Here is a 15274-nt window from a genome sequence, read left to right as displayed (position 1 = left end):
TTTTTTCTTCGAAATGACTATAAACTATAATAAGTAAAAATTATGATTAATAATTAAATTTTTCGCGCATAACAACAAAAACTAACTAATACGAATGTTTGCAATTTTGCTTTTTCCGATGAACTTTAATTATGTTGCACCAAATCGGACTATTGAAATCCAATCTGGTGATTGGTATGGTGGCTTATATTTTGTTTATATTTGATACGATTACAATGAATCAGAGTCATAGCATAATTATATGCTATGAGTTTTAATTGATTCAGCGGCTTGTTTTTTTGAATTGCTTTACCTATTAAAGCATTGTCTATTCATTAATATAAAGTGTCTTTTTAACTACAGCGGAGTCAACCCTTGGCGAAGCCTGAATGGGGAATCAAGCGAATATGTCAGTCCTGCGGGGTAAGGTATTACGACCTTAATCATTTACCCATTACCTGCCCTACATGCAATACTTCATATGACCCAGAAGCAATTTTGAAAAGTCGTCGCAGCAGAAGAATTATCGCAAGCGAGAAAACACAAAGCTTCTCGCTTCATGAAGCCAGCGATCTTGAAATTGAAAACGACAATGATCTTAATGAAGAGGGCAATGCTGATCTTCTTGATGATAATGTTCTCATACATACAGAAGATAACAATGATAGTAACAATAAGGAAGATCAAATCAATTCGATAACTGAAGACAATGTGTCACCAGATGAAGAAGAAGCAAGATAACTTTTTATATTATTAATTTATTGATTTATCGAAATTCGTAAAATAGATGCAAAATTTCTGCGTTTATTTGGTATCTAGCAGTCGGCAGTAGGGGCCATAGCTCAGATGGGAGAGCGCTACAATGGCATTGTAGAGGTCAGGAGTTCGAGGCTCCTTGGCTCCACCAAGATAATATCTTTTATCTATTAATCATCTTTAATTAAAGAGCTTTACAGTTTTAAAATTTTATTAAGCAATACTTAACTTAAAGTGCTTTTAATGGCGTAATATATTTCATCAATAAAATGGAGTAAAGTTTTAGCTCAATACGACTTAAATATAGGAAAGATCTTAGTCATTTTATAATAAAAATTACAATAGCTACTATTATCGTCTTTTGTATTAAGAATAACTAACCGATTTAAATTCTTAAAGATTATTTCTATTCTGCAAAACTAGATAATATTACTAGATAATATTTATCTAATCCTGGTGCTATCCGATTGAAGCAGAGTGGATTGACTAAGTAAAAATTGAAATTCTATTTTATCAATGTTAAAAGTTACAATAAATTACTATGGATTTAGCCTAATTTATTTTGACTCTCACTTATAAAAGTATGATCGGTCATTCTTGCATTAAAGCTATAGTTGAAGCAAGGAATGATTTTAAAAAAAATATTACCTTACTAGTTCCTAATATACAGGTAGCGAAAATTTTTTTCGTTTATCTAAACAATTTTTATAATCATAAATACCTCTAAGCTTTAATATTATCCAATTAACTTTACGTAATATAAACGTTTAATGTATTGGCGTGTAGCCTAAGCAAACTAATAATTAATTAGTAAATTAATTTCTCTTCATAATAAAAACAGCACTTAATGTGTTTACTATAAGGAAAATTGAAATTCTAATCAGAGAAATTGCTTTTTTGCGGCAAATTAAGAATACCCAGATTTAACTAAATTAATTATCGATATATCCTTCCGCTATTGATTATCTATTACAATAATAAACTACTACGTGATCTTAACTCAAATGTATATTTTAAATCGCAAGTGAAAAAAAATCATCGCAAAGTCGAAATGCTTTTTTTAGAACTACTATGGTCTGGTGGTGTAATGATACCTCCTGATACTACCATCTTTATCCCCTCTTCTACTGTCATGGAAAGTACATAGCAATCCCTGCGCGGCACAAATAGCAGAAAACCTGAAGTTGGATTAGGGGTAGTTGGTAAAAACACATTCACGACATCCGCTGTTGTTATATTCTGTACCTCGCCTACAGTATCACTAGTCAAAAATCCTATTGCCCAAATACCTCGGCGTGGATATTCAATCATTACAACCTGGCGAAAAGCCTTAGACTGTTGCGCAAGAACAGTTTCCAAAATCTGCTTTAAAGCACTATGAATATTGCGAATTAAAGGCATACGAGCCATTAATCGCTCAGAAAGGCTAACCAGCCAACGACCAACTAATCCTGCTGTAAAAGCACCGATAATTGTCAGTACAGCAACAGCAACTATAACTCCAAAACCAGGAATATCAAAAGGTAAATAAGTTTCTGGATTGTAACGAACAGGTATCAAAGGAGTTACCCGATCATCGATAATATTAATGATCAACCAGGCAATGTATAATGTAATGCCAATCGGTGCTGTAACAACCACTCCAGCCAAGAAATAAGTCCGCAGTCGTAAAAACATTACAGCCTTAAAACTAGACTTCATGTGATATTATATCCTTTGAGATAAGGAGGCAAATCAATAACTACTATCTAGACAGCAAGGTAAATTTCAACCTGCTGGGAAAATAAATAATCCGGTCATTGCGTACAATATTATTAATTAGCATTTTCGTAAATGTCAGCATAAAGCAGTGATGCTTTCAATTCATGCACAAAAAATCAATACATAAGCATAAGTCGATTCGTATTGGTTATTTAACAAAGAGTAATATTGCTTATTGTAAAACAATACATTTTAAAAAAAAGATTTAATCTAAACTATTCATCAAGATAGCGATTCTTGATATGTGATAAGAATGGTACAGTACTCAGATTTGCTCCTGTAGCCATATTAATGATTTCTTCTGTACTCTTAAAACTGGCTAAATCATGAATATTTCTGGCTAACCATTCTACTAAAGGTTTAAAATCTCCTCGCCCAATCGCTTCAGGAATACATCGCTCATCCCGAACTGCCGCTTGAAAAATTTGAGCTGCTGTTATCGCGCCCAAAGTATACATTGGAAAATACCCAAAAGCTCCGTCATACCAATGAATATCTTGCAAGCAACCCATAGCATCATTTGGGGGCGTTACACCGATTAACTCATTCATTTCCGCATTCCAAGTTGACGGTAAATAAGCAACTTGCAGATCACCTGATAGCATGGCCCGCTCAAGGCGAGTACGCACAATCACGTGTAACGGATAAGTTATTTCGTCCGCTTCCACGCGAATACAACCGCGTTTTACCTTAGTACATATCCGAAATAAATTTTTTGGCTCTAAACTTATACTAAATGCTGAGCACGCCCAATCTGACAATAAATCAAGAAAAGCTTCTGAGCGACAAGCTTGCATCTCCATAAGCAATGATTGACTTTCATGCATTATCATACCACGAGCAGATCCTACTGGTTGGGTACGCCAAGCAAGAGGTAAACCGCGTTCATATAATGCATGGCCAGTTTCATGGATAATACCCATAATAGCACTAATAAAACTGCTATCTTCGTAGCGAGTAGTAATGCGTACATCGTCTGGTACGCCACCGCAAAACGGGTGCAGAGCTTCGTCTAATCGGCCGTAATTAAAATTAAATCCAATTGCCTGCATTACCATTCGAGACAACGCACGTTGGATAGCGATGGGAAATGGTCCTTGCGGCTGCACTGGATCACTTCGAGTAGCTTGGTACTCTAGTACAGAATTAAGCAACGATGGCAACTGGTCTTCTAATTCGCCAAACAATTTTTCGATACTGTTGATCGAACATGCAGGCTCGTATCTTCTAAGCAAAGCTTCATAAGGACTAATTTTCATTATTTCAGCTTTAGCTGTAGCTTCCTCCTGAATCAAAGCAATTAGCTCAGCTAATGCTTTTAGTACAATAGAAAAATTAGCTTCAGCGCGAGCTTCACGCCACAGAATTTCACAACGCAAACTTGCACGAGACAAAGCATCAACTAGTTTTGAAGACAAAGCAATTTCATGAAAATATAAGCGACGCATTTCTAATAAATTAGCGGCTCGCCAACCTTCTAGCATTTCTTCCTCGGCGGTAGCGAGTTGTTCAGCAACATCTGGTGCAGTCAAAAGTTCGTGCCGCAAAACTGAGAGATTCGCAAGTTGTTCTGCTCTTGCTTCACATCCACCAGACGGCATTAATACAGATTGGTCCCAAATTAGTACGCTAGCAATTCCTGAAAGGGCAGATATACGGCGAAATCGAGCCTCCAAAGCCTCCGTAGCAGGAGTAGCTGTCATTTCTAAGCTCCCTTGATAATCAAATAGAAGGCTAGTTATCCTTTACTTCATTGTATAACTTTGCTATACAAAAACCAAAATTAAGTTATTTTTTCTAAAAAAGCATAGTTTTTGCGCTAGCTCTAGCTATAGAAAATAATGCACAGGACTAATTTTTGAAAAACTACAATAGTTAAATCGACTTTTCATTGTTTGTAAATGCACAAATTTATTATTGAAATTTTACAATTACTAGTCAATAAACATTGCACTTTAAAAGATATTTAAGTTGATTTAACATTTTAAGAATTCTTTTTAGGATTCAATATTTACTTGATGTATAAGATTAATCCTTAAAAATAATGTATAAGATCAATCCTTAAAAATAGTTAAATTGCAAATAATCTTTGATTTTTAACAAATACTGCTAATTATAGCATTTTAATGCTTAACTCACATTAAAAGAAGATATAGTGATACTATGAATGTACTACCTTATGAAAGAAAACAATTGACCGATTGAATAGCATAAAAATTTCAAAATAAAAACTTTTCACCAAAAGCCATACTATGAGGAATTCAAATAATCTAGGGTAAATTTCCCTTGTTGAGCACTAACTGGTGATACTCTTACTACAAAAATACTTGATCATCAAGATCTTTTTAAAAGAGCAATACATTTTAGTAAGCTAAATGCTTTAACAAGCATGTTTGTAATTGCACGAAAAAGTATTTTTTTGTTGATTCTTATCGTAATATTAAGATGGAAAGTTCTCCTGCTAATCATTAAAAGTGCATGAACTAAAAACTGAGTATATTACTCTTAGGGTTTTAAGCTACTTAACAAAGATTACCAAACATACTAACCCGTCTTTAATGTATATCATTTTTACTGAAATGCACTCAAATAACAATCAGCAATGTACTTGACGTTTGATCTAAAGAATTATCAGTATGTCAGTTTGTTCCATTGAATCAGCTACGCTAAATATCTACCTTAAAAATAATAATAAATCCTGTTTATCACGAGCAATAAACAGTAGAGCATTTAATTCTTACAAATACTGCTTATTCTTAATAAGTTAAATGAACAACTAAATACAGTTTAGTATACGTGCTTTCCTTATACTTAATAATCTGTACGCTTAAAATAAGCTATATCGATATAAAACTAACTTGAGATAAATATTTTATTTATTGTTAATAAACAGAGTGAGTACAATATTATTTAAGTTATTGATTTTGAGGATAAGTAAAGTATTAATTTTGAGCATTAGGTTAACCTTTAACTAGTACAGAGTAGTTAGAATTTCAGCGTTTGAAATCGGTAATAAGTTTTTTTGCACGAATACAATGTCTACTATTAAGTGGATATTTTACCTAAGCAGTAGATAAAATATTATGAATAAAAAAAATTATCCTACAAAGGATGACAATTTTACTCGATCAAATATCTATTTGTCAGGAATGAGTTCTAATATTACAGTTCACATATCGATTGCATCTCCAGAATGGAATGTTGCTATCCCTAATGTATCTAAAATTGCAAAACAAGCTGTTTCCATGACTCTTATTGATGCTCAGAATAAAGAAGATTTAGAAATTTCACTATTGCTAACTAGTGATAAAGAACAGCGTATACTTAACCGCAAGTATCGCGGTCACAATAATACAACCAACGTTTTATCCTTTCCAACTACTTTTTTTCCAAGCATAAGACCAAAGCCCATTGGGGATATCTCTTTAGCATTTGAGAGAACAATCCAAGAAGCAAGAGAACAAAATAAGGCATTTATTCACCATACCAGCCATTTACTAGTTCACGGCACTCTCCACTTACTCGGTTATGATCACCAAGACAAGACCGCAGCTAAGCAAATGGAATTTCGAGAAAAAAAGATCTTAAATGAGCTCGGAATAGCCAATCCCTATGTCTGTGATGAACACGATATAGTTCCATGAGTGAAAACACCGTATGCGACAATAACAGCAACTCATATCGCGGCCTACTTGCAGAAGTATGGTTTACTCTTATGCGCTCAATTGGCCTTGGACATAATGAAATCTCGGCCGTTAGCTCCTCGTCGGAGGAGCTAATCTCATTAATTAGCGAAAGCGCATCAGGACTCAACTCGAACGAAGTAAACATTATCCGCAATCTGATCAACATGCGCGACATTACTGCTCAAGATCTTATGATACCGCGTGCTGATATTTTAGCTGTTAGTCAAAACACTAATTTATCAGTTATGCTACAGCAAATGATTGATAGTGATCATAGTAGCATTCCAGTTTATCGAGATTCTCTAGATGATGTCATAGGTATGGCACATATAAAAGACGTACTGGCCAATATAAACAAAGGGTGTGATGTATCTGTAGGAGCATTAGTTCGTGATATTATGATTGTAGCTCCTTCTTCACGTGCACTAGAGTTGTTACAAGAAATGCGCATAACCCAAAGATACATGGCTCTAGTAGTTGACGAGTATGGTGGTATTGATGGACTAATTGCAGTCGAAGATCTGATAAGAAAACTTCTTGACGATAAAAACAGCACAACTCAAAAACAAGGCTCACTAGAACAATCTAAATAACATATATTGCCTAAAGACCTTAGAAGAAATCAACTTTGCTAATTCCAACATAATATCAGCCAAAATCCCTCATTACAGTAAATCGATTCGTTTGATTTTTAGTTATAAATCTAGTAAAGGTAGGAATCGCAGCAATTGAATTGATTTGACAAGTTATCGTGATAGGAAGTAATAACACGTTTTACTAATCTTTTTATAGACCTCCTTTTTAAGATATTTTAAATAGGATTTAAGATGCTTAAAGTTAAAATAGGAAGTTAGACAATTAGTGTGTATGTGGTTTATTTTTAACGGAAAAATAGTTTTGAGTATATCATAGAAAGCAGGCTAAGGCAATAAAATTTTATTGCCGGTGAGCATTTTTTGTAAAATTCTGCTATTACGATTTCTGGACAAAATAAGAATTTTGTCTTGACATGTAGAGAATATAGTTTACTAGAGATTCTGTATTGAAATTACTATCTTTTGGTATAGTGCTACGCTAAGTTATTGTACAACATTATTCGAAAGAATTATAGATTATTAGCTGGAGGGTGTATTGACTAAGGATAGATATCTATTCACAAGCGAGTCTGTCTCAGATGGGCACCCTGATAAGGTATGTGATCGGATATCCGACACAGTGGTTGATCTTTATCTAAAAGCTGACCCATGCAGTCGAGTTGCTTGCGAAACTATGGCGACTACAAACAGGATTGTACTAGCTGGTGAAGTGCGTGGACCAACAAGCGTCACTCATAAAGTGATTGAAGATGCTGTACGCGCTGCGGTAAAAGATATAGGTTATGAGCAGGACGGTTTTCATTGGAAAACCGCTAGATTAGATAATATATTGCACGAGCAATCTATCGACATCGCTTTAGGGGTCGATGGAGACAATAATAAAAATGAAGGTGCTGGCGACCAGGGTATTATGTTTGGTTATGCTTGTACTGAAACCGAAGTATTGATGCCTGCCCCGATCCATTTTAGTCACGAAATATTACACAAAATGGCTATCGCTCGAAAAAACGGCTTCATAAACGGCCTTGGCCCAGATAGTAAAAGCCAAGTCACACTACAATACGAAAATGGTAAACCTGTGCATTGCACCTCAATCGTTGTTTCGACTCAACACGATCCTGACCTTTCCCAAGATGATGTGAGCAATTTGGTTTTACCTTTTGTGAAAGAAGTTATGCCAGATAAATGGATTGATGACAAAACATCATACTATATAAATCCAACTGGACGTTTTGTTATTGGTGGGCCGGATGGCGATTGTGGTATTACTGGGCGGAAGATTATAGTTGACACATACGGCGGTGCGGCACCGCATGGTGGTGGTGCCTTCTCCGGTAAAGATCCCACTAAGGTAGATCGTTCAGCTGCTTATGCAGCGCGTTGGGTAGCGAAAAATGTTGTTGCTGCTGGACTAGCAGAGAGATGCGTCCTACAAGCATCTTATGCAATCGGAGTATCGCATCCGCTATCACTTTTCATCGATACATACGGTACTAATAATGTCGATGAAAATAAGTTAGCTAAAGTTATCAGCGAAATAGTCGATTTATCTCCACGAGGAATCAGAGAACGATTGGCTTTGAATAATCCTATTTACGCACCAAGTGCTGCATATGGACATTTTGGTCGTAATCCTGATGATGATGGTCACTTTACCTGGGAAAGACTTGATTTGGTTGACGAACTCAAAAGAGCTTTCTAAAAAGAAGGAAATTTTTGTACTGTTAGTTAGAGTTAGGCTATTTGTTATACTGCAAGCCTAACAGTATGCGAGTTGAGTTTTGTGTATAAAAGAAGGCATCAGTTATTTGGCAGACGTAAAGGTCGTAGTTTGAGCGCAAATATGAAGCGTTTAATTGATGAAGAATTGCCGTGTCGCTTGATTCCAATTTTTACATCAGCCATTTCCGTGACTGACCCCAGTATATGGTTTCCCAAAAAACCTAACGCGGTCTGGTTAGAGATTGGTTTTGGAGGCGGTGAACACCTGGCTTGGCAAGTACAGAATAATCCTTCTGTAGCTTTGATTGGCTGTGAACCTTTTATGAACGGAGTTGCTTCCTTGCTCCGCTATCTTAGCAAGATGGAAGGTGATAGAGTGCGTATCTATCCTGATGATGCCCGTAATATTCTTGACTTACTACCAAATCAATGCTTGGAGCGTATTTTTATTCTCCACTCAGATCCATGGCCAAAGCGGCGTCATCACTATCGTCGTATCATACAACATAAAACTATTAATCAATTATACGATGTGCTAAAACCTGGTGGTATTTTGCGCATGTCTACCGATGAACCAGAGTATGCTATTTGGATTTTAGCTCGTATAACTGCTCATATAAATTTTCGTTGGACTGGAAATTCTATAGCTGATTTTATTAAAACCAGAAAAGACTGGCCGGAAACTCGCTACGAAGCAAAAGGCCGTAAAGAAGAGCGTGTTCCTACTTATATCGAATTTTGTAAACCAGTTGAAGCAAATTAAATAAATCACTAGCTTGTATGTGCAATTTCACGCGAATCTTGTAACTTAGCTAAATTGGGTATACATTAAGCACTGTAGTAATCTATATGATTGAGTCTATTCAGGTGAAACTAAATATTCAGCGCATAGAAGAGATTATAACGCCTTGTATCAATACCATGGGCTTTGATGTCATACAGGTAGCTATTATCGGCGGTAACTTACCGACTTTACAAATTATGGTAGATCATAACGACGGTAGAGCAATTTCAGTCGATGACTGTACTAGAATTATTCGCACATTGTCTCTTGTTCTTGATGTGGAAGATCCACTTACCGAAAAGTATCGGTTAGAAGTTTCTTCACCCGGTATTGATCGACCGCTGATTAAGCTCAAAGATTTTCGAGACTGGATTGGGTTTGATGCTTGTATTGATTTGGCTATGGCGATCGAAGGACGTAGACAATTTAACGGCCGTATAAAGAGTGTAAATGAGTATAATCAGGTACAAGTTGAATTGAAAGATAATGCTCGCATGGTAGATTTACCGTTCGAAGAAATTTTACAAGCTAAGCTTGTTTTGACGGATGAGCTCATAGAATCACGCTGCCCATCTAAGCAAAACTAAAGTTTTATCGTATGAGATTATAGTGTGTATATTGAGTTAATCTAAATATACTAATTATCTCATAGGTTGGCAAAGGATTGACAAGCTGATGGATATCGCTACGACACCAAAGCTGGAGCTAATTCAGGTCGCCGATGTAGTTGCCAGAGATAAGGGAATTGATCGTGAAGAAGTGCTAATCGCCATGGAGCAAGCAACCCAAAAAGCTGGTAGATCGAAATATGGACCTGATCACGATATTCGTGCAACTATAGACCGACGTACTGGAGATATCAGCTTGAAGCGCTGTACTACTGTCGTAGACGGGGTTGAAGATGAATCAGCTGAGATCACACTAGATCAAGCTAAAAAGATTGATCCTGAATTAAAAATTGGCTCAGTGATTGAAGAACCGCTACCACCAATTGATTTTGGTCGTATAGCAGCTCAAACTGCTAAACAAGTTATTGTCCAGAAGGTTCGTGAGTTTGAGCGTAAGCGCCAATTTGAGGAGTATAATAGTCGAGCTGGTGAAATTATAAACGGAGTTGTTAAACGTGTAGAATACGGCAACGTCACAGTTGAAATACCACGTGCTGAAGCTGTGGTTCGCCGTGATAGGCTATTACCGAGGGAAACCTTTCGTCAAGGTGATCGGATACGTGCTTATATTGAAAATGTAAGAGAAGAGCAAAGAGGCCCACAGATATTCTTGTCTCGTACCCATCCGGAGTTTATGCGTAAGCTATTTCGTCAAGAAGTGCCAGAAGTTTACGATGGTATTATTGAAATCAAGGCGGTAGCACGAGATCCTGGTTCTCGTGCTAAGATTGCAGTGCAATCTTATGATGCTTCAATTGATCCAGTTGGCGCTTGTGTAGGGATGCGTGGTTCCCGCGTTCAAGCAGTGGTAGGGGAGCTACATGGTGAAAAAATTGATATTATTCCATTTTCTGAAGATCCCGCAACATTTGTAGTAAATGCTTTAGCGCCAGCGGAAGTATCTAAAGTTGTCCTTGATGAAGATCAAGGCCGTATCGAGGTTGTAGTACCAAATGAACAACTCTCTTTAGCCATTGGTCGTCGAGGCCAAAACGTTCGTCTTGCATTTATGCTAACTGGCTGGGATATTGATATCCTCACTGACCAAGAAGAATCTGATCGGCGTCGCGAAGAATTTCGTCAACGCTCGGAGGCTTTCGTTAACGCTCTAGATGTTGATGAAGTTATTGCCAATTTGCTTGTTACTGAAGGGTTTAGTTCAGTAGAAGAAATTGCTTTTACTGAAGTAAAAAATCTTACAGAAATAGAAGGATTTGAAGCAGATATTGCTAAAGAACTGCATAATCGTGCATTTAATTTTGTCGAGGCTGAGCGTCGTCGCCATGACGAGCGTCGCCGTGAGTTGGGTGTAACTGATCAACTTGTAGAATTGAATGCCTTTACCCCGACTATGTTAGTAGTTTTAGGTGAAAATGGGATAAAAACACTGGATGATGTTGGTGATTTAGCGAGTGACGAATTACGTGAAATTCTACCAAATGCAGGATTTGATGAAAAAGCAGCTAATCAAATTATAATGGCCGCTCGGGCTCATTGGTTTTATGAAGACAATGACATTGATACGCCTGCATAAATATGTTGCAGTTATAGCCGAGGATAATAACTCTGATTCAAGAACTTAAATCCAAAAGACAGAAAAATGACAATAAGCGTCTTTGTTTTGTTAGCCGTAAATGTCAAGCGCGCAATGCAATGGTTCGCTTTGTCGTGGGAAACGATAACTTTATATTACCGGACATTGAAGAAAGGCTGCCGGGCCGAGGTCTATGGATTTTTGCTGATCGTGAGACGATTAGTTGTGCTGTAGAAAAAAGGCTTTTTACTTGGGCTGCTAAACAACCAGTTAAAGTAGATAGCAAACTAATAGATATAGTTGAATCTTTGCTTAAACGGCGTTGCTTAGATACTTTATCACTTGCTAGGCGGCTTAGCCTAACTATCACTGATAACATTAAAGTGCGCCATATTATGGAAACTGGAGCGCCGGGTTTGTTGTTAGAAGCAGTGGAGAGTACAGAATGTGCTAAAGCACATCTAAGATCTATAGTTGGTTCACGTTCGGTAATTTCTTGCTTAACGAAAGCAGATTTTATTAAAATATTTGGAAGACAGGATGTGCTATATACTTTCGTGAAATCAACTTCACCAATAAATTGTTTAGCAAATAAATTACTCCGAGATGCTACAAGACTTAACGGTGTTTGTTTAAAAAAAGTTTAAGTAATATTTTAACTTTGTCTAAGAAAAAATTATTACAAGACTTTTATTCAGGTCTCTTAGATAATGATAGACTACTCGTTCATGGATGGATAATGTGCGAAAAGACAATATGTCAAGCACCAACGAACAAGATCGCAAGAAGCTTAGTCTTGGTTCTAACAAGGATACGCTATCTCTTGGCAAGTCGGTGGAAACTGCTCAGGTTAAGCAGAGCTTCTCTCATGGCCGTTCTAAGACTGTACAAGTTGAGGTACGTCGGCGCCGAATGTTTAATACACCTTCTGGATCAACTAATAAGACTAAATCTAGAGGGAGTAAACAGAGCGGGCGTGAATTAACCGCCGAAGAGCGAGAGGTTAGATCTCGTGTCCTTGAACAAGCTGTAACAAAACGTCCAAAAAATCAACTAGATGTAGTTAATAGAGTCACATTATTGACAGACTCAAACGTAAATGTCCTAACTGATCCATTGAAAATTGGAACACCACAGTCAGGTCTTGCCCCGGTAAATCGCCGTCAGGCTGAAATGGATGAATTACGTAAGATTGAAGACGCTGAAGCTGAAATAAAAGCCATCGAAGCTGCTCGTATTGCAGAAGGTGAAGCTAATCGCCAAGCTAAGGCAGCAGCTGAACGCGCAACTGCCCGTCTAGACCGAGAAAATACAGCAGGGATCGATATAAATGATGAGGGAAGGCGTAAACGTGGCGGTAGTACTAAAGAGTCATCTCTCAAGCGTCCTTCACCTCGAACACGTAGCAGTAGTGGCGAACAATCGCGAAGACGCCAAGGCAAGCTTACTATAAGTGACGCATTAAGCGATGATAGTTGGCGTATGCGCTCGCTTGCTTCAGTACGCCGTGCTCGTGAACGTGAGCGTCAACGTGGACGTGGTAATCAAGGAGAAACGATAAGACAGTCACGTGATGTAATCGTGCCAGAAACAATCACAGTACAGGAACTGGCTAACCGTATGGCTGAGCGCGGAGGTGAAGTAATCAAAACGCTTATGAAAATGGGCTTTTTAGCAACTATTAACCAGATGATTGATGCCGATACTGCGGAACTAGTAGCTCAGGCATTGGGACATAAGGTACGCCGAGTGGCAGAATCTGACGTAGAGCTTGGCATGACTGGTGAAGAAGATAGTTACGCAGATCTGCAACCGCGCCCACCAGTAGTAACTGTTATGGGTCATGTTGATCACGGCAAAACTTCTTTGTTGGATGCTATTCGTCAAGCAGATGTAGCCTCTAGCGAGGCTGGAGGCATCACTCAGCATATTGGCGCTCATCAAATTGAACTGCCCTCCAGAGATAAAATTACCCTCATAGATACGCCAGGACATGAATCTTTTACTGAAATGCGAGCCCGTGGTGCTAATGTAACTGACATTGTTTTGCTCGTAGTAGCAGCTGATGACGGCATTATGGCTCAAACAATCGAGGCGATACATCATGCTAAAGCTGCTAATGTTCCCATTATCGTTGCAGTTAATAAAATTGATAAACCAGAAGCTAACCCACAACGTGTACGTACTGATCTGTTACAACACGCAATTGTGGTTGAGGATATGGGAGGTGAGGTTCAAGCGATTGATGTTTCAGCACAGACAAAGCATGGACTAAGCCTATTATTAGAAGCTATAGTTGTTCAAGCAGAAATACTCGAACTAAAAGCTAATCCAAATCGAGCTGCGGCTGGTATAGTAATTGAAGCTAAAGTAGAACGCGGCCGCGGTTCCGTCGCTACTGTACTAGTTCAACGCGGTACATTACGCACTGGGAATGTTTTTGTAGCAGGTGCAGAATGGGGTCGTGTTCGTGCCTTAGTGAACGATCGTGGTAAAAGTGCAGAGATTGCCAGTCCGAGCGATCCTATTGAAGTTTTAGGACTACAAGGGACACCAATAGCTGGTGATGATTTTGTTGTGGTCGAGAACGAAAATCGCGCTCGCGAGATTGCTGATTATCGTCAACGCCGACTACGTGAGAAAAGTGCTACAATTGGTAATCGTAGTACAGTAGAGCAAATGTTATCAGCAATTAAATCAAGTGAAGCTGCGGAATTGCCGCTGGTGATTAAAACTGATGTACACGGTTCACTAGAAGCCATCCGGGCAAGTATAGAAAAACTGGAAAACCGTTTGGTCAAGCCAAGAATTCTGCATGCTGCTGTTGGGGGTATTAGCGAGTCTGACGTATCTTTAGCTAGTGCTTCAGGGGGAATTGTAGTAGGCTTTAACGTCCGCGCTAATCCTCAAGCACGAGAGATGGCACGTCGTGATGGGATGGAGCTACGCTACTACTCTATTATTTATGATTTGATTGACGATATGAAAACCCTATTAACTGGCATGTTGGCACCAGAATTAAATGAAGAGTTTTTAGGGTATGCTGAGATTCGCCAAATCTTTAATATTAGCAAAGTCGGCAAGGTGGCAGGCTGTATGGTTATGGAAGGTATAGTGAAACGAAGCTGCAAAGTAGTTCGTCTGCTACGTGATAACGTCGTGATTCACGAGGGATCTATGAAAACGCTGAAGCGGTTTAAGGAAGAAGTTCGTGAGGTTCGTGAAGGCTATGAGTGTGGGATAGCTTTTGAAAATTACGATGATATTCGCGAGGGTGATCAGATCGAATGTCTTAATCTGAAAGAGGTTGCCCGAACACTTGAGCAGGTTCAACAGCAAGCATCTGCTTGATCATGCTTTGGCTTAGAATATATACCGGAGAGTAGTGTGCTCAATAATTATAATGGCCAGAGCTACCGACAATTGCGTGTTGGTGAGCGTATTCGTAGAATTCTTTCAGGTATTTTAAGAAACAATAAATTATATGATCCAATTTTGTTCAACTTGCCCCCTATCACACTTTCTGAAGTGTGTGTTTCATCTGATATGCGCAATGCGACGGTTTGGGTGATACCATCAGTCAATGAACATATGGAAGAAATTTTATCTGTACTTAAGAGAGCATCTGGACGACTTTCTAGTCAAGTAGCTCGTGAAGTACACATGAAATTCACTCCAAGTTTAACCTTTAAACGCGATACGGCATTTGACTCATTTCAGCGTATGACAGAGATCCTACAAGATCCACTAATTCAACAAGATATAAAGAATGGTACTAAATGAAATAA

12 protein-coding genes and 1 tRNA gene are annotated in these 15274 nt (G+C 38.1%); 11 read left to right on the top strand and 2 right to left on the bottom strand.

Translation table 11 applies throughout. The annotated features are described in order from the left end of the window. Positions 1–354 precede the first annotated feature (354 nt). Both A1OE_RS00285 and A1OE_RS00280 read left to right on the top strand, forming a co-directional pair. Positions 355–720, top strand: coding sequence for a TIGR02300 family protein (locus A1OE_RS00285; RefSeq protein WP_044283168.1), 366 nt, complete (start codon positions 355–357; stop codon positions 718–720). 90 nt (positions 721–810) lie between these two features. Beyond that, positions 811–886, top strand: a tRNA-Ala gene (locus A1OE_RS00280). Positions 887–1770: 884 nt separating this feature from the next. Here A1OE_RS00280 and A1OE_RS00275 read toward each other — a convergent pair. Both A1OE_RS00275 and A1OE_RS00270 read right to left on the bottom strand, forming a co-directional pair. Next, positions 1771–2436: a DUF502 domain-containing protein gene (locus A1OE_RS00275; protein ID WP_015087789.1), complete on the bottom strand. Its 666-nt coding sequence runs from the start codon at positions 2434–2436 to the stop codon at positions 1771–1773. A 275-nt stretch (positions 2437–2711) separates the two neighbouring features. Beyond that, a complete protein-coding gene (locus tag A1OE_RS00270) occupies positions 2712–4199 on the bottom strand; it encodes a carboxypeptidase M32 (RefSeq protein ID WP_015087788.1) in 1488 nt (495 codons plus the stop codon). Between the two features lie 1446 nt (positions 4200–5645). Between A1OE_RS00270 and ybeY the strand changes: the two genes are divergently transcribed. From ybeY to rbfA, 9 genes are all read left to right on the top strand, one after another. Beyond that, on the top strand, positions 5646–6140 hold the full coding sequence (gene ybeY / locus A1OE_RS00265) for an rRNA maturation RNase YbeY (protein WP_044283318.1): 495 nt from the start codon (positions 5646–5648) through the stop codon (positions 6138–6140). Then, complete coding sequence (locus A1OE_RS00260) at positions 6137–6775, top strand: CBS domain-containing protein (RefSeq protein ID WP_015087784.1); 639 nt, start codon at positions 6137–6139, stop codon at positions 6773–6775. The genes ybeY and A1OE_RS00260 overlap by 4 nt, the downstream gene beginning before the upstream one ends. A gap of 538 nt (positions 6776–7313) precedes the next feature. Beyond that, positions 7314–8480 (top strand): methionine adenosyltransferase, encoded by a 1167-nt coding sequence (metK, locus tag A1OE_RS00255; RefSeq protein WP_015087783.1) that lies wholly within the window; start codon positions 7314–7316, stop codon positions 8478–8480. Positions 8481–8561: 81 nt separating this feature from the next. Further along, the gene (gene trmB, locus A1OE_RS00250) at positions 8562–9263 is read left to right on the top strand and encodes a tRNA (guanine(46)-N(7))-methyltransferase TrmB (RefSeq protein ID WP_237737655.1); all 702 of its coding nucleotides are present in this window, start codon (positions 8562–8564) and stop codon (positions 9261–9263) included. 86 nt (positions 9264–9349) lie between these two features. After that, complete coding sequence (rimP, locus tag A1OE_RS00245) at positions 9350–9871, top strand: ribosome maturation factor RimP (protein WP_015087781.1); 522 nt, start codon at positions 9350–9352, stop codon at positions 9869–9871. Between the two features lie 88 nt (positions 9872–9959). Further along, a complete protein-coding gene (gene nusA / locus A1OE_RS00240) occupies positions 9960–11486 on the top strand; it encodes a transcription termination factor NusA (RefSeq protein WP_015087780.1) in 1527 nt (508 codons plus the stop codon). 23 nt (positions 11487–11509) lie between these two features. Next, complete coding sequence (locus A1OE_RS04120; protein ID WP_320408562.1) at positions 11510–12133, top strand: DUF448 domain-containing protein; 624 nt, start codon at positions 11510–11512, stop codon at positions 12131–12133. A gap of 109 nt (positions 12134–12242) precedes the next feature. Further along, the gene (gene infB, locus A1OE_RS00230; protein WP_015087778.1) at positions 12243–14837 is read left to right on the top strand and encodes a translation initiation factor IF-2; all 2595 of its coding nucleotides are present in this window, start codon (positions 12243–12245) and stop codon (positions 14835–14837) included. 36 nt (positions 14838–14873) lie between these two features. Further along, a complete protein-coding gene (gene rbfA / locus A1OE_RS00225; RefSeq protein WP_015087777.1) occupies positions 14874–15269 on the top strand; it encodes a 30S ribosome-binding factor RbfA in 396 nt (131 codons plus the stop codon). Positions 15270–15274: the final 5 nt, after the last annotated feature.

Origin of the sequence: Candidatus Endolissoclinum faulkneri L2, from assembly GCF_000319385.1 — a bacterium.
GTDB lineage: Bacteria > Pseudomonadota > Alphaproteobacteria > Thalassobaculales > Thalassobaculaceae > Thalassobaculum > Thalassobaculum faulkneri.
Note: the sequence above shows the minus strand (reverse complement) of the source record. Positions and strands in the feature narration are given on the sequence as shown.

What these genes read in the sequence shown, in the direction of transcription:
- A1OE_RS00275 (WP_015087789.1), bottom strand. Translation starts at nt 2,436, where the DNA reads ATGAAGTCTAGTTTTAAGGCTGTAATGTTTTTACGACTGCGGACTTAT.
- A1OE_RS00270 (WP_015087788.1), bottom strand. Translation starts at nt 4,199, where the DNA reads ATGACAGCTACTCCTGCTACGGAGGCTTTGGAGGCTCGATTTCGCCGT.
- ybeY (WP_044283318.1), top strand. Translation starts at nt 5,646, where the DNA reads ATGAGTTCTAATATTACAGTTCACATATCGATTGCATCTCCAGAATGG.
- A1OE_RS00260 (WP_015087784.1), top strand. Translation starts at nt 6,137, where the DNA reads ATGAGTGAAAACACCGTATGCGACAATAACAGCAACTCATATCGCGGC.
- rimP (WP_015087781.1), top strand. Translation starts at nt 9,350, where the DNA reads ATGATTGAGTCTATTCAGGTGAAACTAAATATTCAGCGCATAGAAGAG.
- nusA (WP_015087780.1), top strand. Translation starts at nt 9,960, where the DNA reads ATGGATATCGCTACGACACCAAAGCTGGAGCTAATTCAGGTCGCCGAT.
- infB (WP_015087778.1), top strand. Translation starts at nt 12,243, where the DNA reads ATGTCAAGCACCAACGAACAAGATCGCAAGAAGCTTAGTCTTGGTTCT.